The 20,357-nt window shown below is 68.6% G+C and carries 19 protein-coding genes; 6 read left to right on the forward strand and 13 right to left on the reverse strand.

What is annotated here, in order from left to right; genetic code table 11:
- Positions 1-155: GntR family transcriptional regulator (locus DID98_RS34020; protein ID WP_124469915.1), on the reverse strand; the 155-nt coding region annotated here is incomplete at its 3' end.
- A gap of 748 nt (positions 156-903) precedes the next feature.
- Positions 904-2,316, reverse strand: coding sequence for a PLP-dependent aminotransferase family protein (locus DID98_RS34025; protein WP_124572138.1), 1,413 nt, complete (start codon positions 2,314-2,316; stop codon positions 904-906).
- A 231-nt stretch (positions 2,317-2,547) separates the two neighbouring features.
- Here DID98_RS34025 and DID98_RS34030 point away from each other — a divergent pair, with 231 nt between their 5' ends.
- Complete coding sequence (locus tag DID98_RS34030) at positions 2,548-3,777, forward strand: FAD-binding oxidoreductase (RefSeq protein WP_124572139.1); 1,230 nt, start codon at positions 2,548-2,550, stop codon at positions 3,775-3,777.
- Between the two features lie 36 nt (positions 3,778-3,813).
- Entirely contained in the window at positions 3,814-4,965 is a 1,152-nt protein-coding gene (locus tag DID98_RS34035) for a branched-chain amino acid ABC transporter substrate-binding protein (protein WP_124572140.1), read from the forward strand.
- 30 nt (positions 4,966-4,995) lie between these two features.
- On the opposite strand, the gene DID98_RS34040 is transcribed toward DID98_RS34035, so the two are convergent.
- The 5 genes from DID98_RS34040 to DID98_RS34060 all read right to left on the reverse strand — a co-directional run bounded on the left by DID98_RS34040 (position 4,996) and on the right by DID98_RS34060 (position 8,976).
- Positions 4,996-5,916, reverse strand: coding sequence for a hypothetical protein (locus tag DID98_RS34040; RefSeq protein WP_124521638.1), 921 nt, complete (start codon positions 5,914-5,916; stop codon positions 4,996-4,998).
- A 59-nt stretch (positions 5,917-5,975) separates the two neighbouring features.
- Positions 5,976-6,299, reverse strand: coding sequence for a TfoX/Sxy family protein (locus DID98_RS34045; RefSeq protein WP_124572141.1), 324 nt, complete (start codon positions 6,297-6,299; stop codon positions 5,976-5,978).
- A 107-nt stretch (positions 6,300-6,406) separates the two neighbouring features.
- Positions 6,407-8,143: a site-specific integrase gene (locus tag DID98_RS34050; RefSeq protein ID WP_124572142.1), complete on the reverse strand. Its 1,737-nt coding sequence runs from the start codon at positions 8,141-8,143 to the stop codon at positions 6,407-6,409.
- 149 nt (positions 8,144-8,292) lie between these two features.
- A complete protein-coding gene (locus DID98_RS34055) occupies positions 8,293-8,484 on the reverse strand; it encodes a DUF2964 family protein (RefSeq protein ID WP_124485744.1) in 192 nt (63 codons plus the stop codon).
- A gap of 12 nt (positions 8,485-8,496) precedes the next feature.
- Positions 8,497-8,976 (reverse strand): universal stress protein, encoded by a 480-nt coding sequence (locus DID98_RS34060; RefSeq protein WP_124485743.1) that lies wholly within the window; start codon positions 8,974-8,976, stop codon positions 8,497-8,499.
- A 265-nt stretch (positions 8,977-9,241) separates the two neighbouring features.
- Between DID98_RS34060 and DID98_RS34065 the strand changes: the two genes are divergently transcribed.
- Positions 9,242-10,003, forward strand: a complete 762-nt coding sequence (locus tag DID98_RS34065; protein ID WP_044848122.1) for a 2-keto-4-pentenoate hydratase — start codon at positions 9,242-9,244, stop codon at positions 10,001-10,003.
- Positions 10,004-10,137: 134 nt separating this feature from the next.
- Complete coding sequence (locus DID98_RS34070; protein WP_124572143.1) at positions 10,138-11,544, forward strand: 3-deoxy-D-arabino-heptulosonate 7-phosphate synthase; 1,407 nt, start codon at positions 10,138-10,140, stop codon at positions 11,542-11,544.
- Positions 11,545-11,606: 62 nt separating this feature from the next.
- On the opposite strand, the gene DID98_RS34075 is transcribed toward DID98_RS34070, so the two are convergent.
- From DID98_RS34075 to DID98_RS34100, 5 genes are all read right to left on the reverse strand, one after another.
- On the reverse strand, positions 11,607-12,662 hold the full coding sequence (locus tag DID98_RS34075; RefSeq protein ID WP_124572144.1) for a helix-turn-helix domain-containing protein: 1,056 nt from the start codon (positions 12,660-12,662) through the stop codon (positions 11,607-11,609).
- Positions 12,663-12,803: 141 nt separating this feature from the next.
- Positions 12,804-13,130: a hypothetical protein gene (locus DID98_RS34080; protein WP_044848119.1), complete on the reverse strand. Its 327-nt coding sequence runs from the start codon at positions 13,128-13,130 to the stop codon at positions 12,804-12,806.
- A 31-nt stretch (positions 13,131-13,161) separates the two neighbouring features.
- Complete coding sequence (locus DID98_RS34085) at positions 13,162-14,667, reverse strand: hypothetical protein (RefSeq protein ID WP_124572145.1); 1,506 nt, start codon at positions 14,665-14,667, stop codon at positions 13,162-13,164.
- A 665-nt stretch (positions 14,668-15,332) separates the two neighbouring features.
- Complete coding sequence (locus DID98_RS34095; RefSeq protein ID WP_044848485.1) at positions 15,333-16,169, reverse strand: alpha/beta fold hydrolase; 837 nt, start codon at positions 16,167-16,169, stop codon at positions 15,333-15,335.
- A gap of 330 nt (positions 16,170-16,499) precedes the next feature.
- The gene (locus DID98_RS34100; protein WP_124572147.1) at positions 16,500-17,333 is read right to left on the reverse strand and encodes an oxidoreductase; all 834 of its coding nucleotides are present in this window, start codon (positions 17,331-17,333) and stop codon (positions 16,500-16,502) included.
- Positions 17,334-17,427: 94 nt separating this feature from the next.
- On the opposite strand from DID98_RS34100, the gene DID98_RS34105 reads away from it, so the two are divergent.
- Positions 17,428-18,399, forward strand: a complete 972-nt coding sequence (locus DID98_RS34105) for an AraC family transcriptional regulator (RefSeq protein ID WP_124572148.1) — start codon at positions 17,428-17,430, stop codon at positions 18,397-18,399.
- Positions 18,400-18,456: 57 nt separating this feature from the next.
- On the opposite strand, the gene DID98_RS34110 is transcribed toward DID98_RS34105, so the two are convergent.
- Positions 18,457-19,419 carry a CoA pyrophosphatase gene (locus DID98_RS34110; RefSeq protein ID WP_260428135.1) on the reverse strand — a complete coding sequence of 321 codons (963 nt, stop codon included), beginning with the start codon at positions 19,417-19,419 and terminating at the stop codon, positions 18,457-18,459.
- Positions 19,420-19,480: 61 nt separating this feature from the next.
- Here DID98_RS34110 and DID98_RS34115 point away from each other — a divergent pair, with 61 nt between their 5' ends.
- Complete coding sequence (locus DID98_RS34115) at positions 19,481-20,341, forward strand: PhzF family phenazine biosynthesis protein (protein WP_124572149.1); 861 nt, start codon at positions 19,481-19,483, stop codon at positions 20,339-20,341.
- Positions 20,342-20,357: the final 16 nt, after the last annotated feature.

Here is a 20,357-nt window from a genome sequence, read left to right on the forward strand (position 1 = left end):
CTTTCGAGCAGCAGGTACGCGTGCAGCACGGTCGTGATGCTGATCCGGTGCTGCTGGCTCGCCTGCCGCACCGACGGAATCCGGTCGCCGTGCCGGTACACGCCCTGGCGGATCAGGCGTTCGATGTCGTCCGCGAGTTTTTCGTAGAGCTTCATCGCATGCTCCCCGCCGGCGCGCGCATGCGCGCCGCCCCTCCGTGCGCGTCCGATGCGCGCGTGTTCTGCCCGCCGACCGGGCTGTCGTGATGCCTGACTGCTCCCTCCGGTTTTGCCTTTTCCATCGCCGTGGCTCGCTTTTGAAGATGCGCCGGGCGGCCCGTGACGTCTGGGCTTGCGGCACTGTGCACTTGATGATCGAATCTTAAAAGCAGAACAGTTGGCGCGGAGTACACACATCGGATACGCACACAAGAGTACAGTTCGGCGCGAATTGGCGATTTCTAGCGAACTGTACGTCTTATGAATTGGGCGCAGAGGCTGGGAAATTGATGCGGTGGCTGGGGATTCGAGAGCGGTACCGTGCGATCGCGCAGTTCGCGGTTGCGTCCGCGGCATCCTGCGATGCAGTCCGGGCCCGGCAGGGATGGGTCGCGCCGACCCGCGATCGTCCCGTCGTGAAAATCACGCCAGAACGCCGCGGCGATTGGCACGCGCGTGAGCGCGTGTCTCCATGGTCGAGGAATCGGGCCCGGACGAGGTGCGGTCGCGCTCCGGTGAGAACAAGGCATGCGGGCCGTTCGCCGACGCCCGGCGTGAGGATCACCATCGGCTGGCCCGATACAGGCAGCGAACCGTCAGCCGCCAGCCGCAGCACGCGATATCGCGCGCTGCGTGACGGCACAGCGCCGCTGCCGCGGCGGATCGTCGAAGTCGTTGCGGGTTGGCTCGGCGCGAACGGCGCGCGTCAGATCGACCCGAACAGCGCGCGCGGCCGGCCCTTCAGCGTGCCGGCCAGAATGCGCAGCCCGTTCACGAGTTCGTCGCGGGTCGCCGGACACGCGAGATTGATGCGCACGCCGTGCTCGATTTCCGCGCGATCGACCGCGAACGTCGACGACGGCATCACGATCACGCCGCGCGCCTTCGCGTTCGCGGCGAAGTCGTCGGCCCGCCACGGCGGCGGCAGCCGCAGCCACACGAACATGCATGCGGGATCCGACTTCAGGTGACCGGCCGGCAGCAGTTCCCGCGCCAGATCGACGCGCGCACGGATCTCCGCCAGCTGCGCGCTCATGATCCGCTCGGCGGTGCCGTTCTCGATCCACACCGTCGCGATCAGCATCGACGTCGGCGCGGGCATCCACGCGGTGGTGCGCACCGCTTCCGCGCACAGCGCGACGCTGTCGCGCGGGCAGCTCAGGTAGCCGAGGCGCAGCCCGGGCGCGAGGATCTTCGACGTCGCGCCGATATGGAACGTGAGCTCGGGACACAAGCCCGCGATCGCCGGCAGCCGGTCACGCACGAGCGGCCCGTACACGTCGTCCTCGATGATCGTCACGTGATGGCGACGCGCGACGTCGACGAGCGCCATGCGGCGCGCGAGGCTCATCGTCGTCACGGTCGGGTTCTGCAGGTTCGGCACGACAAAGATCGCCTTGACGGGCATGCGCTGGCAGATCCGCTCGATCTCGTCGGGCAGCAGGCCGTCGTCGTCGGCCGGCGCGCTGACGATCTCGAACTGGAACACCGGCGCGAGCGCCTTCAGGCCGTAATACGTGAGCCGGTCGGCGACGATCACGCCGTCGGTGCCGATCAGGCTGTTCAGCACCGCATAAAGCCCGTGCTGCGCGCCGCTCGTGACGACCACCTGGTCGCGCGACGGCGTGAAGCCCGGCGCGGCCAGCCACTGCGCGCCCGCGGCGCGCGCCCAGTCGGGGCCCTGCGGCGGCTGGTATTCCTGCAGCGAGGCGAACCGCGGATCGGCCGGCAGCGTGCCGAACGTCTGCGCGAGGCACGTCAGAAACTCGCCGGTCGCCGGCCGGTTCACCGTCAGGTCGATCACCCCGTTGCCCGCCGCGAGCGACGCGCGGGCCGGCTCGATGCTCGGCATCGCGCCGCCGGTGACGAGCGACCCGCGCCGCTTGCTGCCGATCACGAGGCCGCGCAGCTGCAGCTCCTTGTACGCGCGCGACACGGTCGACACGTTGATGCCGAGCTCCGTCGCGAGCTGGCGCTGCGGCGGCAGGCGGCTGCCCGGCGGGTACATGCCGTTGCGGATTTCCGCCTCGATCGAGCTCGATACCTCGACATAGGTCGGCCGCTTCGCCTGCGCCGGCGCGTCGCCGTCGCGCTCGCCGGAAAATTTGTCTGCTGCCATTCGTCGCCTGTATCCACACAAAAAGCGTTTGTCTGCCGTTCAAGCCTGCCCCGCGATTGTATATGACATCCCCTTCCGGTCAAACGTCAGCGGAAAGGTCAGTCAAAACAGTGACTTGAAATCGGGTAAACGCTAGCGCCATACAATCGCTTTTTGATTGCACACAAAAAATTACTGTGTGATTCTTTATCCCATCTTTGTGTGAATCACGCGTGCCGGAGGAGAGGTGACATGGCGAACATCGCCATCGTGGGTGCAGGTTTCATCGGACTCGGCGCGGCGGCCTGGCTGCAGCGCGACGGGCACCGCGTCACGCTGTTCGATCCGGCCGGCGTCGGCCATGGCGCATCATTCGGCAACGCCGCGACGTTCGCGCCGTATGGCTGCGTGCCCGTCAACGGCCCGTCCGTGTTCCGCGACATGCCGCACTTCCTGTTCGGCGCCGACAGCCCGCTGCGCATCCGCGGGCCTTACCTGCTGCGCGGCGCGCCGTGGCTCGCACGGTTCCTGGTCGCGTCGACGCCCGCGCATCACGCGCGCAGCGCGAGCGCGCTAGCCGCGCTGCTGACGCGCGCCGCCGACGGCTATGCGCCGTTGCTCGCGCCGTCGCGGCTCGCGGCATTCGTGCGGCCGCGCGAATGCCTGTATCTGTACGCACGGCAGGCGTCGTTCGACGCCGCGCAGCCGTCGCTCGCGCTGCGGCGCCGGCTCGGCGTGCCGTTCGACACGCTCGACGCGGACGCGATCCGCCGGCTCGAGCCCGCGCTCGCGCCGATCTTCACGCGCGGCGTGCTGTTCCATGGGAGCTGGCATTTCTCCGATCCCTGCGGGTTCCTCGGCGAACTGTTCGCGCACCTGGCAACCGGCGGCGCGACGCTCGAACGCGCGCAGGTCGAACGGATCGAGCCCGTCGGCGACGGCGTGAGCCTGCATGCGGGCGGCACCGTGCGCCGCTTCGATCATGTGGTGATTGCCGCCGGCGCCCGCTCGCGCGCATTCGCCGCCGCGTGCGGCGACGCCGTACCGCTCGACACCGAGCGCGGCTACCACGTGCAGTTCGCCGCGCACGAGCAGATCGTTACGCGGCCGGTCGGCTGGGCCGAGCGCGGGTTCTACATGACGCCGCTCGACGAAGGATTGCGCGCGGCCGGCACCGTCGAACTCGGCGGCTTCGACGCCGGCATGAACCGCTCGCTGGTCGCGCTGCTCACCCGCTCCGCGCGCGAGGCATTGCCATCGCTCGGCGCGCCGACGCGCAGCTGGCTCGGCTTTCGGCCCACGCTGCCGGACGGCGTGCCCGTGATCGGCCGCGCGCGGCGCAGCGAGCGCGTGATCCACGCGTTCGGCCACCAGCATCTCGGCGTCACGCTCGCCGGCATCACCGGGCGGATCGTCGCCGATCTCGTCGCGCAACGCGCGCCGCCGCTGGATCTCACCCCATACCGGGCCGCGCGATTCTGACGCGCGCCGCCACTTCCACCACTGCAAGGAGGCATCATGAATCGTCGTAACTGGCTGGCATGGCTGGCCGTCTGCTCGATCGGCACGGTCACCGCGTCCGCGCAGGCCGCGGACCCGGAAACCGTCAAGATCGGCTTCGCCGGCCCGCTGACGGGCCCGGTCGCGCGCGTCGGCAAGGACCTGCAATACGGCGCGCAGCTCGCGCTCGACGAGGAGAACGCGAAACACCCGACCATCGGCGGCAAGCCCGTGCGCTTCGTGCTCGACGTGCAGGACGACCAGGCCGATCCGCGCATCGCGATCCAGGTCGGGCAGAAGCTCGTCGACGACGGCGTGGTCGGCGTGGTCGGCCACTACAACTCGGGCTGCAGCATCCCCGCGTCGGCCGTCTACAGGCAGGCGAACGTCGCGATGATCACGCCCGGCTCGACCAATCCGCAACTGACGATGCAGGGCTTCAAGAACGTGTTCCGCACGATGGGGCACGACGGCGTCGGCGGCGTGGTCGCCGGACGCTTCGCGGTCGAGCAGCTGAAGGCCAAGCGGATCGGCATCATCGACGACCGCACCGCATTCGGCCAGGGGCTCGCGGACGCATTCGAGAAAGGCGTGAAGGACGCGCACGGCACCATCGTCGGCCGCGAATACACGAACGACAAGGCGGTCGATTTCCGCGGCATCCTGACCACGATGAAGAGCAACAACATCGACCTGCTCTTCTTCGGCGGCCTCGACGAACAGGGCGCGATGCTCGTCAAGCAGATGCGCTCGCTCGGCATCCACGCGCAGCTGTTCGGCGCCGGCGCGCTGAAAAGCAATGCGTTCCTGAAGATCGCCGGCAATGCGGGCGAAGGTACGCAGGATCTCGAGCCGGGGCCGGCGCTCGACAAGCTGCCGTCGGCGATCGCGTTCGCGCAGCGCTACAAGGCGCGCTTCAACCAGGACGTCGAGCTGTATGCGCCGTTTGCGTACGACGCGACGCTCGCGATGATCGCGGCGATCCGCAAGGCCGACTCGGTCGACCGCAGCAAGATCGTCGCGAGCCTGCCGGGCGTGTCGGTCACGGGCGTGACCGGGAAGATTTCGTTCGACGAGCGCGGCGACCTGATCAAGCCGCCCTACACGCTGTTCCGCGTCGAACAGGGGCAGTGGCACAGCATTCGCACGGTCGGCGGCGCGTCGAACTGATCGACGCCGAGCAGCGCGCGGCAGGCGGCGTCATCGCGCCGTCTGCTGCCGCTGCACCTCCTGCGCCTTCATCTGCAGATACGCGCCGCGCTCGACTTCGTGCAGTTGCTGCGGATACTGCTCGGTCGCGTCGAACCAGCGCGCGAGGCGCTGGTCGAGCGGCTTGTCGAGCGTCGCGAGATAGGTGTCGATCGCGAGGTAGTAGCGCATCGTGTTGCGCTCCAGCAAGCCGCGCACGCCGCCGATGTATTGCGGCTGCGCAGCCGACGCGCCGCTCGCGGCCGTGAACCCGACCTTGTCGCTGCCGACCGTCGCGAGGTAGGTCTTCATCGCCATGCGGCCGACCGTGCCGAAGCCGTACGAATACGTGAGGTGCAGGAACGTGCGCGACGCGCCGACCGGCACGGCCTCCAGCGCGATCCGGTAATCCTTCGTGCCCATCGGGCCGCTGTCGGCGGTCAGGTCGACCTGGAAGTAGTCGGGCGTCGCGGCGGCCACGCGGTAGCGGAACTGCACGCGGTAGGTGTCCGACAGCTTCTGCTCGATCTTGCGGCCGAGGTTCACGTCGAGCACCGGACCGTTGCCGCCGGTCGACGCGTGACAGTACTTCGTGTTCAGGTGCAGGATCAGCACCGCGCACCAGTTCGCGGGGCCCTGCGCGGGATCGTTCAGCTTGCCGTTGACGACGGCGAACGGATAGTCGACGACCGCGTAGATATCGCCCTTCAGCGATGACGATGCCTCGGACGATTCGAGGTACAGCGGGCGGTGGAACGGGTTGTTCTTCAGTTGCTCGCCGAGGCTGTGGTAACGGTCGAGCAGGGCCGCCGCGCCTTCGGCGCCGTCCGCGCCGAACGACAGCGCGCTCCAGCCGACGCATAGCGCCGCGACGAGCGCGTGCCAGGCGCGGCGGGCGTAGCGCGGGGCTTGCGGGTATGTGGATGTCTCCATTCTTGTGCTCCAGCGGGGGCGCGGGGGAAGCGCGCATGGTTCACAGAATACGCCGACCGCTATCGGCTCCGCTTCACCGGCACCGGCAGTTGCGCGGCCGTGATCCGGATCAGCGTCGACAGCCATTCGCGGTCGTCCCAGCGCTCTCCTCCGATGACGAGATGCGGCTTCGCCGACGGATACGGCGGACCTTCCTCGCACGCACCGAGAAACGCACGCCCGTCGGGCGTCGGCTTGACGAACAACCGGTCGTCGCACACCAGCGCGACCATCTTGCCGTCGCAGTAGATGCCGTATTCGCCGAACATCTTGCGGGCCGACACGGCGCCCGCCGCAGCCATCTGCTCGACGACGAAATCGACGGTTCCCTGACTCGATGCCATTCATGCGCTCCGTGATCGAATAACCGTTCTGACCGTCACCGATGCGGTGTCGTTCCGTTCAATCGTCGCGCAATCGCTCGTGCACCGTGCTCCCCCTGCTCCCCAGCTCATTTGTCAGCCGAAAACGCACTCGACATCTGCCGCGCCCGCTTCACGTCGTCCCCATGCAGATAGATCGACGTCGTCGAGATCGACGCATGCCGCAGGTTGTCGCGCACCGTCGTCAGCTCCGCGCCGCGCGCGAGCGCATGCGTCGCGTGCGTATGGCGCATCCAGTGCGGGCTGGCCTGCCGCAGCTTCTGCGCGAGCGCAGGATTGTCGTCATCGACCAGCGCGGCCGTCTGCGCGAAGAACCGCTGCATCACCTTCCACAGCCGCACGCTCGTGATGCCGGCCGCGCCGTCTTCCGCGAGGCTCGGAATCAGCGGCGTATCCGGCCGCCAGCGCGCCGGCGTCACCGGCAGCCGCCGCGCGACCAGATGCCGGTCGAGCGCCGTGCGCGCGAGCGGCGGCAGCGCGACACGCGCGGCCTTGCTGCCTTTGCCGATCACCTTCAGCCATGCATCGCCGTGCGCGTCCGTTTCGATGTCGCCGAGCGTCGCGCCGACCAGCTCGCTCGCACGCAGCCCGGTCGCATAGCCGAAATCGAGGATGAAGCGCAGCCGTTGCGCGGCGGCCGGCGTCCAGCCGGACCGCGGCGCGCCGGAGGGTTTGTCCTTGCGGAACTCGAGCCCGTCCGCGATCGTGCGCACGAGCAGCCACTCGCCTTCGGTGAACGCATGCGACGTGTCGAGCGCATTCGCGCCGCGCGTGTCGCGCACCTTGACGCCCGCGAACGGATTCGCGAGCAGGTAGCGCTGCTCGATCAACCAGCGGAACAGCGCGCCGAGCACCGACAGCGTGTACGCGGCCGAGCGCGCGGACAGCCCGCCCGAAAACGGCCGCCAGTCCGGCGCGCCGCGCGGCCGCACCGGCCCGACCCAGCGCTCGTGCGGCGCCGGGTTGCGCAGGAACGCGCGATACGCGACCGCATCCTCGGTGGTCAGCGACGACAGCGCGCGCCCGCGCTCGACGATCGCCCACAGGATCAGCCGCTCGGCTTCCTTCCGGTACGCGCGGCGCGTCGCGGCCGATTCGTGCAGCGACAGCCACGCGTGCACGGCCGCGTAATCGTTGTCCGCGTCGAGCGTGCTGGTTGCGCGCGGGGCGCGGAACGTGCCGTTCGATCCGTCGACTTCGTGCGGCAGCTTCAGCTGCTCCCACGGCACGATGCCGCTGCGCGGCGTGGCCGCGATCAGCGCGCGCGCCCGCTCGGTCAGGTCGGGATGCGCGGAAAAGAACGCCTCGATATGCCGTGCGCTCGCCATGCCGAGCCCCGCGATCGCGCGCCACCACTGACGCCGCCGCGGAATCCGCACGGTCAGGTCGGCCAGCGTCGCGATCCCGTGCGCACGCAGCGCGACGACGGCGCGCGCCGGCAGCCACAAGCCGACGTCGTCGCTGATCTGCGGCACCGGCGCGCGCGCATGGCGCAGCACGCCGATCGCATCGGTCGCGGCCTTCGCCATCCGGATGCGCGCACTGTCGGCATGACCGAGCTGCTCCGCGAGGTCGGGTCGCCCGGCCTGCCGCGCGACGCGCACGAGGCCGCGACGAATCCCGCCGATCACGCCGCGCGCCGACCGCCCGTCGCCAAGACGATCGGGCAGATAGCGCTCGACGGCCTGGCGCACGGTCATGCCCGCATACCACGCTCGCAGCGCGGCCAGTTCGTCGGCATCGGGAAAGCCTGCGGGCGCAGGCGCGGAATCGGAGGAAGGCGGTGAGGCGAGGCGCGGTGTCATGGGCGCCAGTTTGACAGAACTGCCGACGCTCGAAAACGCCTCGAGCGCTGCGAGACACGCGCGCGATGCCGGGGTTTACGGCTTCGCGCGGGAACGGTCAGCCTGTCACAGGCATGCGCCGCATGGGCACAACCGACGCCGGCCGCGCGTCACCCCTCGCCCTTCGGCCCCGGGTTGAGCATCACGACAAAGCAGGCCACGCCGACGATCAACGCGATCGCACCGCCGCGCAGCGCGATCGTCGTGTCGAACAGCAGCCCGGTCACGACGGCCATCATCCCCGCGAGCGACACGAACACGGCGATCGCCGCGACGACGATCCGGTACTGGCGACGTATCATCGCGCGCTCGCGTCAGGCTGCCGCGGCGGACGCCGGCTCGCCGGCATCGTCGCCGCGAATCAGCAGCACCGGGCACTTCGCGCCGCGCACGAAGCGCTCGGCGACGCTCCCGAGCAGCACGCGCCGGATGCCGCGCCGCCCGTGCGTGCCGACCACCGCGAGATCGATCCCACGCTCCGTCACGTAACGCTGCAGGCGTTCCGCGACGTCCTCGCCGATGCTCTCGGTTTCGACGAGCTCGCCTTCGCCCTTCGCGCCGGCCAGCGCGATGATCTGTTCGGCTTCACGCAGCACCTTGCGCCCGTCGTCGCGGATTTCCTCGATGAGCGCGTGCGGGTCGAAACGGCCCGCGTACGTGAACAGCACCGACTTGTCGACCACATAGACGGCGCTGACGTGCGTGTCGCCCGCCAGTGCCACCTTCACTGCCTCGGCAAGCGCCTGTTTCGACGAAGCGCTGCCGTCGACGGCCACCATGATCTTCTTGTACATGCGAACCTCGCTGGGGTGAGTTGCCGGGCGCGGTCGCGCGCGGCCATGTGCCCATCATCGGCGGACGGCCGGTTCGAAGGTTGACGGCGATCAAGATTCCCCGAAAGCGGGTCGTGCGGCAAAGCGCCACGCGGAGCAGCCGGGGCGCCGTCCCGGTGGCCGAACCGTGCTGCCGAGCGGCCATGCCGCCGAAGGCGCTATCATCGACGTTACGACCTTCGTCCGGCCCTTTTTTGCCGGCTCACCTTCAACTCGCTCAACCGACATGACAACGACTACCGAACGCGTGGACGGCGCCGCCCAGCATCTCGTCGCCGCCCGCCATGCCGGCGTGCCCGGCCCGCTTCTGCCCGACGCCTTGCGCCCCGAGAACGTCGATACCGCACTCGCGATCCAGCATCGCGTCGCCGACCTGCTCGGCGAATCCATCGGCGGATGGAAATGCGCGCTGCCGCCGCCCGACCGCGTGATCGTCGCGCCGATCTTCGCGTCGACGATCCGCGCGGCCGATGCGCCGTACCGCGTCGTCGGCGGCCCGATCGTGCGGATCGAGCCGGAGATCGCATTCGTGCTCGATCGCGACCTGCCCGCCCGCGCGCAGCCGTACGACGAGCACGACGTGCGCGGCGCGATCCGCGAAGTGCGCATCGTGCTCGAGGTGCTGGGTTGCCGCTATGCGGAGCCCGCACGCGCATCGAAGTTCGAACTGCTCGCCGACGGGCAGTTCAACCAGGGATTGTGCGTGGGTCCCGTCGTGCCCGACGGATTGAACGTGCCGCTCGAGACGCTCGCGCTGTCGTTCGAGGGTGCGCTGAATCGCACGATCGACGGCCGCCATCCGGACGGCGATCCGCTCAAGCCGCTGGTATGGCTGGTCAATTTCCTCGCATCGCGCGGCGACGGCGCGCGGGCCGGCCAGATCGTGACGACCGGTTCGTATGCGGGTGCGATCGACGTGCCGCTCGGCGATGCGCTGACGGTGCGCTTCGGTGAACTCGGCAGCCTGTCGGTGACGCTGACGGCTTGATGGGCTGACGGCCTGACGTTCAGCGGCGGGCGCGGCTCGCGACGAACGCGGCGCCCGCCCCGCCTGCCGACGCTGCGTGATACCGTTGCACAACGCCCGTCACGCTTGAACCGCGTGCCTTTCCGTCATTCGCCATGCCGCCGACACCGTTGCCCGCCCTGCTGGACGAAGTCCTGCGCACCGTCGATCGCCGCTACCGGTTGCCGCCGCGCGTGCACGCGCCGTCGCTGGCCGACGCCGCGAACCCGGCCGTCGTCATCGCCGTCGCGATCGAGGAAGCGCGCCGGATGCAGGCCGACGGCCGCACGCCCGACCCCGCATTGCAACGCCGCTTCATCGATGCGCTCGCGCGGATGATCGGCGACGCGATGGACCCGCAAACCGGCGACCCCGCCTTCCAGGCCGCGGTGCTTCGGCATCGCGCGGCGGCCGTGCGCGAATACGCATCGCTCGCCGCGCATGCCGAGCAGGACCGGCGCGCGCTGCGCTCGGCCGTCAACACGATCGCGCATCCGGCCCGGCTCGAACGGCATGCGCAGGCATGGCAACGCGAGCCGCTCGCGCGGCTGCATGCGGCCGCGGCCGGCGCGTCGTGGGACGATCTCGACGCCGCGCTGCGGCAGCTGCTCGCGCGGCCGGAGATGGCGACGGACACCGCGTTCGAACAGGACGTCGCCAGACTGAAGGACAGCGCCGCACTCGCGCGGCTGCGGCGTCTCGATGCGCTGGCGCCGGATCCGGACGTCCGGCAGTACCGCACGCTATGGAGCCGCCAGGGTCCGCTCGAAGGCAGCGCGCTCGCCGTCGCGCAAGGTGTCACGTCGCAACAGCGGGGCGCGGCCGTCGAGGCGCTGGCCGCGCAGGCGCTCGACGCCCTGGCCGCGCAGCTCGACGCGAGCGATGCGCAGCGCACGTATCGCGTGGTCACGTCGATGCGCGTGCCGGCCTCGATACCGGCCAAGCACGACCGCGCGAAAACCGAGTGGGATGCGGTGCTGCTCGGGCGCGCGCGCGGCGACGATCCGTCGGCCGCGTGGCACGTCGTGTTTCTCGTCGAAGCGAAAGCGTCCGCGGATGCCGCGACGACCGATCTGCCGCGCCTGCTGCGCGGCCTGAGCCTGCTCGCGCAAGCCGATCCGGACACCGTCTATGCGTTCGACACGCGCGAAGGCACGGTACGCCTGCACGGCGCGTCGCTGCGCGCGCTGACGATCGACGACGCGGCCTTGCAGCGCGAAGTGCTGTACTGCTGCGATGCGTCGGCAGACCCGGCGCCGCGCCTGCTGGGTGCCGCGAGCCGGATGCAGTTGCTGTCGACGCCGGCGAGCCTCGAATACGCGAGCGCGCTCGCGCAATGCACGGATGCCGATCCGCACGGCCTCGGCGCCGTCTGGCAAGCGCTGCTGGAACTGCCGTCATGGCGCACGGTGCTGCACCAGTACGAATCGCTGCGGCAGGTTCGGGCGCTGATGGTGAGCGTCGACGATCTGATGGCCGCGATCGAAGGCGACCTGGGCGACAGCGCTGCGAACGAGGGGTGACGTGCGAGCGCGAATGGAACGAATGGAACGACTTCCGCGTTGAATCGTCACGCGTGATCCGCTCAGTTGTTGAGTACCCCGAACGGTAGCGTCCACCCCTTCAGTCGCCCGCCGTCTCCCCAGCGGCTTTCATCGTCCGCGCCGAACGGTAGCAGAACCGGCGCCGCCGCGCATGCCGGCGTTTCCTTCGGCGTATGGCCGAACTCGGCCTTGAACAGCCGATGGAAGTACTTCTCGTCCGGAAAGCCGTGCGCCCATGCAATCTCCGCGATACGCTGGTGCCGGCGCTGCGGATCGCCGAGCACGTGGTACGCGTGACGCAGCCGCCTGCGCGTGAGCTGCCGCATCACGCCGCCCTCTTCCTTGAACAGCTGATAAAGCCGCGCCCGCGACACGCCGATGTCCCGGCAGATCCGCTCGGGTGCGAGGTCGGGCTCCAGCAGGTGCGCGTCGATATAGCGCCGCACGCGCTCGATCAGCGCGGTGTCGATCGGGCCGCGCGCCTCGTCGAACGCCTGTGCGCTCGGGGCGATGGCCGCGCTCATGAGCAGCAGCAACGATTGCACGACGCTCGGCAATTCGTGCGTGCGCAGGTTCGGTAGGTTGCGGTGCAGCGACAGCATCTGGTCGCCGAGCAGCCGCCCGACACCGCTGGCCAGCGTCTGCCCGTGCGCGTTCGCCGCATGGGCCGGCAGCAGATAGCGCGGCACCACGAGGCTGATCACGTCGCCGGCCTCGACCCGGCAATCGTTGACCTGCGCGACGTCATAGACGAACAGGTCGCCCGCGCGCTTGACCAGCTCCGGCCCGCCGGTGCGGCACGTGAGGTGCCCGCCCAGCAGCAGCGTGAAGCGGATCGAATCCTGGCCGTCGAGCCGGATCCGCCGCGTCGTGCGGTGCACCGAGTAGGTCGGCGCGCGCGACCGCCAGCGCCGGCTCGAGAAGATCAGCGGGCCGAGCGCCGCGCCGGTCGCTTCCGCGTTGAACGCGCCGTAGCCGCCGACGTCGTCCAGCCGGTAGTCGCAGAGCATGTCCTTGACCCACACGTGGAATCGGTCCCGCACCGGATAGTCGGTGGTACGAAACTTGAAGACGGGGATGGCATCCGCTTGATCCATGGCAGTTTTCATTCGAGCCGACAGGAAAGGAAGGGATCGGTTCGTCGATTATCGGACCAAAATGCGGCGGTGGACAGCGGGTTCGTCGCAGTGCCCGCCGCGCCGTCGATCGACAGGCGCGCGGCGGGCAGAGCGCGGGCGTCAGCGACGCGGGTGGCATTCCCAGTCGTTGTACGTCGGCCGGTCGATCGGCGTGAGACCGGGAATCATGAACACGGTGCAGGTGAAGCGCCGTCCCTTGCCGGTGGTCGCGTCGTAACTCACCTGCTGGCCGCCGAGCCCGTTCTTCTTCCCGTACTGCACGTTGGCGATCGTGATTTCGTCCGACGACGCAAGGCCGATCGTCTTCGCGGTCGATGTCTGCACGTCGGTCATGTTCATCTGCGTCGTGCCGCAACCGGCCAGCGCGAGGCCGGCGGCCGCGGCGCCCAGCGCGGTCCGTACGGTGCAAAGCAAGGTCTTCTTCATGGCTTCTCCTTCGGTTTCCCGTGCAACGCGATCACGAGCCCGGGGTATAGAAACTGGACTGCAGCTGGCTGCCGATAGTCGCGACGTACGATTGCCAGAGGAGTGCCATCGACCCCGTCGCGTTGACGGCCAGCGCCGGCCACGATGCGCTCTGTGGCGCCACCGTCGACGCGCTCCACGCCCCGTCGCGGTAGCGGGCCGCGATGACGGCCGACGCGCCCGGCAAGCCCGTGTCCTGCCATGCGACCGTCACGTGGCCCGCCGCGTCGATCACCAGCGGCGGGTACTGGGCGGCCGCCCCGTTCAGGTGTTCCGTCAGCCGCTGCAGCGGCCCCCAGTTTCCGCCGGCATCGGACACGCTCGCCTGCAGCACCGCGCCGCCCTCCGCCCACATCACGGCCGCGATGCCGTTGTCGTTGACGGTCAGCATCGGCGTCGCGATGAAGCCGGTCGGCTCCGTGATCGCCGGCGCCACCGGCGCGGCCGGCTGCCACCCGGTGCCGGCGACGAAGCGTTGCGCCATCGTGGTCGTCTCGAGATGCCCGCCGGTCACGTCGAGCTGCCCCCACACCAGCGTGATGTTGCCCTTCGCGTCCATGCCGGCCGCCGGCGAGATGATCGTCGTAAACAGGCTCGTGTTCGACACGGCCTGGTTGACGTCGGTCCAGCCGTTGGTCGGGTCGTACGTGGCCGTCCACAGCGCCGAATGCGTATGGTTGGTCTGCCGCCACGCGAGCACCGCGCGGCCGGACGACAGGACCGACATCATCGGCCTCACGTTGTCCGTATCGCCGGTCACCGCACCCGGCCCGGTCTGCACCGGCATCTGGATCAGCGTCGTGGGCGACCACTGTCCCGCCTGCGTATAACGCGTCCAGGCGATGCGCGTATCGAGCAGGCTGATCGACTGCGTCCAGGCGACGAGCGCATTGCCCTGGCTGTCGATCCCGGCCGTATAGGACGAACCGCTCATGTCCGCTGCCAGTTCGGACGCCGTGCCCCAGCCGGCGCCCGGGCTGTACGGGCGCGCCCACAATGCGTACGTGTTGGGGCCCGGCATCCATTCGGTCCAGAACGCGACCGCCTGGCCGCTCGCATTGCCGACCAGCTGCGGCGGAACGCCGGTCAACCCGTTCATCGAATGCGTACCGTCGCTCGTGTCGAGCCGCGTCGCGCTTTGCCAGCCCGAGCCGGGGACATAGCGCGCGCCCCACATTTCGTTGCCGTACGGACTGGCCGGGTCGACGGTCATCCAGGTGGCGAGTGCATTGCCGCTCGCGTCGATCGTCACGCTCGGGTCGCCTTCCGGCCCCTTGCCGTCCACCGCGACGGCCGTCGACCAGCCGGCCTGCGGCTGCGTGGTTCCGCCGCCGGTCGGCCCGCCATTCGAGCCGCCACCGGGCGATGTCGGGCCGGAAGGTGATCCGGGAGAGGTCGGTGTCGACTGCGACGCACCGCTCTTGGTCGAGACGTCGTCGCCGCCGCATGCGGTCAACGCGAGAACGACGGCCATGGCCGTCCAGGTAACGGGTTTCATCACAATCCTCTTGTTCTGGATTGACGGCATGTGCTTGCCCGTGCAGCAGGTCGAACCTGCCGCGCATATTGATAAGCAGTGCCATTCAATGGATATGGAATGCCGCGCTTTCGTCGAGCCTCGCCCGGTTCGATCGCGCGGACGGCCTTTGCTTCCGGTACGGACGACGGCTTGCTTACTGCCTCTGTCGCCCAACGCCGGACACCCCGAAGTGCCGGCTGCATCTTAATTCATACGATCCGGAATCAAGGTGGGGTTGCGTCTACAGTGAGTGGAGATGCATTTCGCCGGGTGTCGGCACGCGCATGAGCCGGTGATGCGCGGATGCGGATTGCCGCGTCGGCCGCAGGGTGCGGGGTGCGGGGTGCGGGGTGCGGGGTGCGGGGTGCGGTGGGCGGTGGGCGGTGGGCGGTGGGCGGTGGGCGGTGGGCAGCGGGCAGCGGGCAGCGGGCAGCGGGCAGCGGGCAGCGGCTGCAATCGTGCGGTGCATCGAGGGGGAACGCTAGCGAGCCGAACGCTGCGCGGCGCCGTGGCGACTTCGCGGTGTCGTGCCGGCAGCATCGTTCCGCGTAGCCGGTCAAACCCGCCGGCGAAGCGGAAGGAGGCTGGCCGGCATCACCGGCCAGCGCGGCGCAGCCCGCGAGAACGGGCTTGCGCCGCCAGCGTTACGACTGGACGAAGGCCAGCAGGTCGGCGTTCAGCACATCTGCGTTGACCGTCAGCATCCCGTGCGAATACCCCGGATACGTCTTCAGCGTGCCGTTCTTCAGCAGCTTGACCGACTTCAGCGCCGAATCGGCGATCGGCACGATCTGGTCGTCTTCGCCGTGCAACACGAGCGTCGGCACCGAGATCGACCGCAGGTCTTCGGTCTGGTCCGTTTCCGAGAACGCCTTGATGCCTTCGTAGTGCGCCTTCGCGCTGCCGATCATGCCCTGGCGCCACCAGTTCTGGATCACGCCCGGATGCACCGTCGCGCCCGGCCGGTTGAAGCCGTAGAACGGGCCCGACGGCACGTCGAGGAAGAACTGCGCGCGATTGTCGGCAAGCGCCTTGCGGAAGCCGTCGAAGACCTCGAGCGGCAGGCCTTCCGGGTTCGCGTCGGTCTTCAGCATCAGCGGCGGCACCGCGCTGACCAGCACCGCCTTCGCGACGCGGCCTGCCGGCTCGCCGTGGCGGGCCACGTAGCGCGCGACTTCGCCGCCGCCGGTCGAGTGGCCGATATGGACCGCGTTGCGCAGGTCGAGCGCTTCGGCCACCGCGAACGCGTCCGCCGCGTAGTGATCCATGTCGTGGCCGTCGGAAACCTGCGCCGACCGGCCGTGGCCGCGACGATCGTGCGCGACCACGCGATAGCCCTTCTGAACGAAGAACAGCAGCTGGGCATCCCAGTCGTCGGAAGACAGCGGCCAGCCGTGGTGGAACATGATCGGCTGCGCATCCTTCGGGCCCCAGTCCTTGTAGAAGATGTCGACGCTGTCCTTCGTGGTGATGTAAGGCATGGCTTCAGGCTCCTTTGGGGTAGGTGAACGTCACGTGCCGGCCGGCCACCCGGGCGGATGTCGGTGTCGAACTGCGGGGCGGCGGCACACCGCGCCGGTCGATGCGGCACCTGAGTGTTGTAGCGGAAAACCGCGACCGTGTCATGAAGCCAATTGCATACCGCCGTGTATCGGTTCTCCGCGGGCAACGGCGATGTGTGGCGCGAACGACCATGCCGCGTTCGTCACCGGTCCGGACGGGCACAACCTCGCAGCAGTGTGCTCGCATCCCGAGACTTGACCATTCAACGCAACTAACCGTGCGATTTCGCACGCCCCGACCCTCGTGCCTCAACCGTCCGTCGACACGGTCACCGCCTCCCACGCGCGCATGTCGTCTTCCAGCGCCGACCATTTGGCGCGCACGAGCCGAAGCGCATCGCTGCCGAGCAACAGATGGGCCGGTGGATGGTCCGCCTCGATGACCGCGAGCATGGCACGCGCGGCCTTCGCGGGATCGCCCAACTGACGGCCGCTGTTCTCCTCGCGCGCGTGGCGGATCGGATCGAAGAGCGCGTCGTAATCGGCGATCGAGCGCGGCGTGCGCGTCATCGAGCGGCCGGCCCAGTCGGTGCGGAACGAGCCCGGCGCCACGGCGGTCACCGCGATGCCGAACGGCTCGAGCTCCTTGCGGAGCGTGTCGGAAATCCCTTCCAGCGCGAACTTGCTGCCGCAGTAATAGGCAATGCCGGGCATCGTGATGTGGCCGCCCATCGACGTGATGTTCAGGATGCGGCCGCGCCGGCGTGCGCGCATCAACGGCACGACGGCCTTCATCATCGCGACGGCGCCGAATACGTTCACGTCGAACTGTCGGCGCATCTCCGACAGCGGCGACTCCTCCATGATGCCTTCGTGCCCGTAACCGGCGTTGTTCACCAGCACGTCGACGGGCCCGACGCTCGACTCGATCTCCGCGACGACGCCGTCGATGCGCTCGAAGTCGGTCACGTCGAGCACGCGCCCGATGGCCGCATGCGGGGACAGCGCTTCGAACGCCCGCTTCGCCGCTTCGCTTCTCACGGTGCCGACCACCGTATGACCCGCGGCCAGCGCCGCTTGTGCGAGCGCGCGGCCGAAGCCGCTGCTGACGCCGGTGATGAGCATGATAGTGCCGGATGCCATGTGAGCTTCTCCCGAATGTCGATCGAAGCATGCATACTAGTCTGACGATCCACGTAAACTAAGCCCGGTTCCGCTGATTTTCTTGCACAAAACTATGAGCACCGCGCCCTCTTCGTCCCGATCGCCGCAGCTGCCCGCGCGCAGCCGCCAACACCTGATCGCGTTGCTGCATGCATTGGCGCCGGACGAAGGCTACAACCTGACCGCACTGCCGAGCGTGCGCATCCTGCGCTCGAACCGCGCGCTGTCGCGCACGCCGGTGCTGTACGACCCGGGCATCGTGATCGTCTGCCAGGGCAGCAAGCGCGGCTATTTCGGCGGCGAACGCTACCTGTACGACGAGGCCCACTACCTGGCCGTCTCGGTGCCCGTCCCGTTCAGCATGGAAACCGACGCAACGGCGGCGCACCCGCTGCTCGCGCTGTATCTGCACCTCGATTTCCCGATGGCCGCCGAACTCGCCGCGCAGATCGACCGCGAAGGGATCGCCGAACCCGTGCAGGCGCCGAGAAGCATGATGTCGACGCCGATGGACGACGCGATGCAGGCGACCGTGCTGCGTTTCGTCGAAGCGCTGCACCGGCCGCTCGAAGCGGCGGTGCTCGGTCGCGGGTTGCTGCGCGAACTGTATTTCCGCGTGCTCACCGGCGCGCAGGGCAGCGCCATGCGCAACGCGCTGGCGATGCGCGGACAGTTCGGCCGGATCGGCCGTTCGCTGCGCCTGATTCATGCCGACTACGCGCAATCGCTCGACGTCGCGCAACTGGCCGCGGAAGCCGGCATGAGCGTGCCGAGCTTCCATAGCCACTTCAAGGCGATCACGCAGGTGTCGCCGATGCAGTACCTGAAGTCGACGCGGTTGCATCAGGCGCGCTTGCTGATGGTGCGCCAGGACCTGACCGCAGAGGCGGCCGGCCATGCGGTCGGTTATGCGAGCCCGTCGCAGTTCAGCCGGGAATTCAAGCGGCTGTTCGGGCTCACGCCCGCGCAGGAAACGAAGCGCATGCGTGCGCAGTTCGCGATTCCGGCGGCGTTCGAGGATGCGGTGTTCGTGTCGTCACACTGAGCGACGCGCCGCGAGCGGCACGCGTGACTCGGCGGGCGCGAGGCCCCGTGCGTGAAGCTAGTCGGTACGTGCACACTCTCCGCCCGCGGCGTCGCGCACCAGACCCGCCAGCGATTTCAGGATGAACGCGGTCACGCCCCAGATGTCCTGCGTCTGATCCGCCCAGTACCAGGCGCCGGCGCGTTCGCCGTCGCCGTATTGCCGCGGCAGATCGGGATTCAGCAGCGTCGAAAACGGAAACTCGAAAATCGCCTCGACTTCAGCGGGTGCGGCTTCCCATGCGGCTGTTTCCGACACGAAGCCGATCACGGGAAAAATGGCGTGATTGCGCTTTCTCGTTTTATGAATCGGCAAGCTTCCGATCATCCGCACCGCATCGGGCGCGAGGCCGATTTCCTCGAACGCCTCGCGCAGCGCGGTCGCGCCGATGCTGGTGTCCGATTCCGCCGGACGTCCGCCGGGAAAACTCACGTGCGACGAATATTCGCTGAGCCCCGACGATCGCTTGGTCAGCAGGATCGTCGGCTCGCGCCGCGCGACGATCGCGACAAGGACAGCGGAGAATTTCCACGGTCGGTCGTTGTCCGCGAGGTAGAGCTGCGCCGTGGGCCACGGCGTGTCGGCCGGGATCAGCAGGTTTTCCACGCCGCGTGCGAGCGCGTCCAGCATGGTTCGCGGCGAAGCGGTGCCCGCCGATGCGTTCGCGAGTCCACCCCCGGTTTTCAGGTGGCTTCCGTCGGATGCCATGTCTTCCTCCTGCATGCAGGATGCTGCAAGCGTTGAGCGACACTGAACCCGACGTGTGTTGCATGGGCACGGCGTCGTTGTGATTGAACCGGACGGTTCCGGATTCGCAGGCGGCCGTCTGCTCCGGCGAAAAAATTGGCGCGATCGTTGCGAAAATTCGCGTGGCCGGGCCGAAGCGGAGAACTCTGATGATGCACGAAAATTGAAATGCCGAGCGACCGCGCATCGATCGATGCGCTCGGTCCGGCAGAATGCAGGATCGTGCCGAAGCATCCCGACATCCGGGCGATGCTCGCGCGCCCCGACCAGCACGCCCCTCTCACACGAGATCGAGATGACCCAGTACGCGTTCCGCCTGCTCAATGTATTCGCCGAATCCACCTTCGGCGGCAATCCGCTATGCGTGTTCGAAGATGCGCGCGGCATGGACGACGCGACCATGCAGGCACTGGCCGTGCAGTTCAACCTGTCGGAAACGACGTTCGTGCTGCCGTCGGCGCGTGCGCATGCCCGCGTGCGCATCTTCACGCCCGGCCATGAAATGGCGTTCGCGGGCCATCCGACGCTCGGTACCGCGCATGTCGTGCGCGACCTGCTGAAGGCTGGCGACACACTCGCGCTCGAATTCAAGGCCGGCGTGGTCGACGTCAAAGCCGGCGACGACGTGTGGACGTTCACCGCCCCGCACGCGGGCATGCCGAAAACGGCGCCTTGCGCGTTGCCCGATACCGATACGGCGGCCATGCTGGGACTGACGACGGACGATTTTCTCGCGCCGCCGCTATGGGTCGACACCGGCGCGGACCAACTGCTGGTCGCCGTCAGGAACCCCGCGGCCGTGCGCCGCGCCCGGCCCGACGGTGCCTGCCTCGAGCGCTGGCCGACCAGCAGCCTCGGTCGAAAGACCGCCTATGTGTTCGCGTTCGACCCGCATCGTCCCGGGAAAGTGGTCGCCCGCTATTTCTTTGCGAAACAGGGCGGCGGGATTTTCGAAGACCCGGGCACGGGGTCGGCCTGCGCGAATCTCGGCGGCTGGCTGCTTGCGGCCCATCACGCGCTGCCCGCCGCGTTTGAGGTCGAACAGGGTGAAGCCGTCGGCCGGCCTTGCCTGCTGCGGTTGTCGGTCAGCTCGAACGGTGAAATCAGCGTCGGCGGTCGCGTGGTCGAGCTCGGACGCGGCGTCATCAACGTCTAGACGCAACGAACTGCGA

The sequence above is a fragment of the Burkholderia sp. Bp8984 genome, from assembly GCF_003853755.1.
GTDB lineage: Bacteria > Pseudomonadota > Gammaproteobacteria > Burkholderiales > Burkholderiaceae > Burkholderia.

What these genes read in the sequence shown, in the direction of transcription:
- DID98_RS34055 (WP_124485744.1), bottom strand. Translation starts at nt 8,484, where the DNA reads ATGATACGTCGCCAGTACCGGATCGTCGTCGCGGCGATCGCCGTGTTC.
- DID98_RS34060 (WP_124485743.1), bottom strand. Translation starts at nt 8,976, where the DNA reads ATGTACAAGAAGATCATGGTGGCCGTCGACGGCAGCGCTTCGTCGAAA.
- DID98_RS34095 (WP_044848485.1), bottom strand. Translation starts at nt 16,169, where the DNA reads ATGCCTTACATCACCACGAAGGACAGCGTCGACATCTTCTACAAGGAC.
- DID98_RS34040 (WP_124521638.1), bottom strand. Translation starts at nt 5,916, where the DNA reads ATGGAGACATCCACATACCCGCAAGCCCCGCGCTACGCCCGCCGCGCC.
- DID98_RS34100 (WP_124572147.1), bottom strand. Translation starts at nt 17,333, where the DNA reads ATGGCATCCGGCACTATCATGCTCATCACCGGCGTCAGCAGCGGCTTC.
- DID98_RS34045 (WP_124572141.1), bottom strand. Translation starts at nt 6,299, where the DNA reads ATGGCATCGAGTCAGGGAACCGTCGATTTCGTCGTCGAGCAGATGGCT.
- DID98_RS34080 (WP_044848119.1), bottom strand. Translation starts at nt 13,130, where the DNA reads ATGAAGAAGACCTTGCTTTGCACCGTACGGACCGCGCTGGGCGCCGCG.
- DID98_RS34025 (WP_124572138.1), bottom strand. Translation starts at nt 2,316, where the DNA reads ATGGCAGCAGACAAATTTTCCGGCGAGCGCGACGGCGACGCGCCGGCG.
- DID98_RS34085 (WP_124572145.1), bottom strand. Translation starts at nt 14,667, where the DNA reads ATGAAACCCGTTACCTGGACGGCCATGGCCGTCGTTCTCGCGTTGACC.
- DID98_RS34050 (WP_124572142.1), bottom strand. Translation starts at nt 8,143, where the DNA reads ATGACACCGCGCCTCGCCTCACCGCCTTCCTCCGATTCCGCGCCTGCG.
- DID98_RS34030 (WP_124572139.1), top strand. Translation starts at nt 2,548, where the DNA reads ATGGCGAACATCGCCATCGTGGGTGCAGGTTTCATCGGACTCGGCGCG.
- DID98_RS34115 (WP_124572149.1), top strand. Translation starts at nt 19,481, where the DNA reads ATGACCCAGTACGCGTTCCGCCTGCTCAATGTATTCGCCGAATCCACC.
- DID98_RS34105 (WP_124572148.1), top strand. Translation starts at nt 17,428, where the DNA reads ATGAGCACCGCGCCCTCTTCGTCCCGATCGCCGCAGCTGCCCGCGCGC.
- DID98_RS34070 (WP_124572143.1), top strand. Translation starts at nt 10,138, where the DNA reads ATGCCGCCGACACCGTTGCCCGCCCTGCTGGACGAAGTCCTGCGCACC.
- DID98_RS34075 (WP_124572144.1), bottom strand. Translation starts at nt 12,662, where the DNA reads ATGGATCAAGCGGATGCCATCCCCGTCTTCAAGTTTCGTACCACCGAC.
- DID98_RS34035 (WP_124572140.1), top strand. Translation starts at nt 3,814, where the DNA reads ATGAATCGTCGTAACTGGCTGGCATGGCTGGCCGTCTGCTCGATCGGC.
- DID98_RS34110 (WP_260428135.1), bottom strand. Translation starts at nt 19,419, where the DNA reads ATGCTTCGGCACGATCCTGCATTCTGCCGGACCGAGCGCATCGATCGA.
- DID98_RS34065 (WP_044848122.1), top strand. Translation starts at nt 9,242, where the DNA reads ATGACAACGACTACCGAACGCGTGGACGGCGCCGCCCAGCATCTCGTC.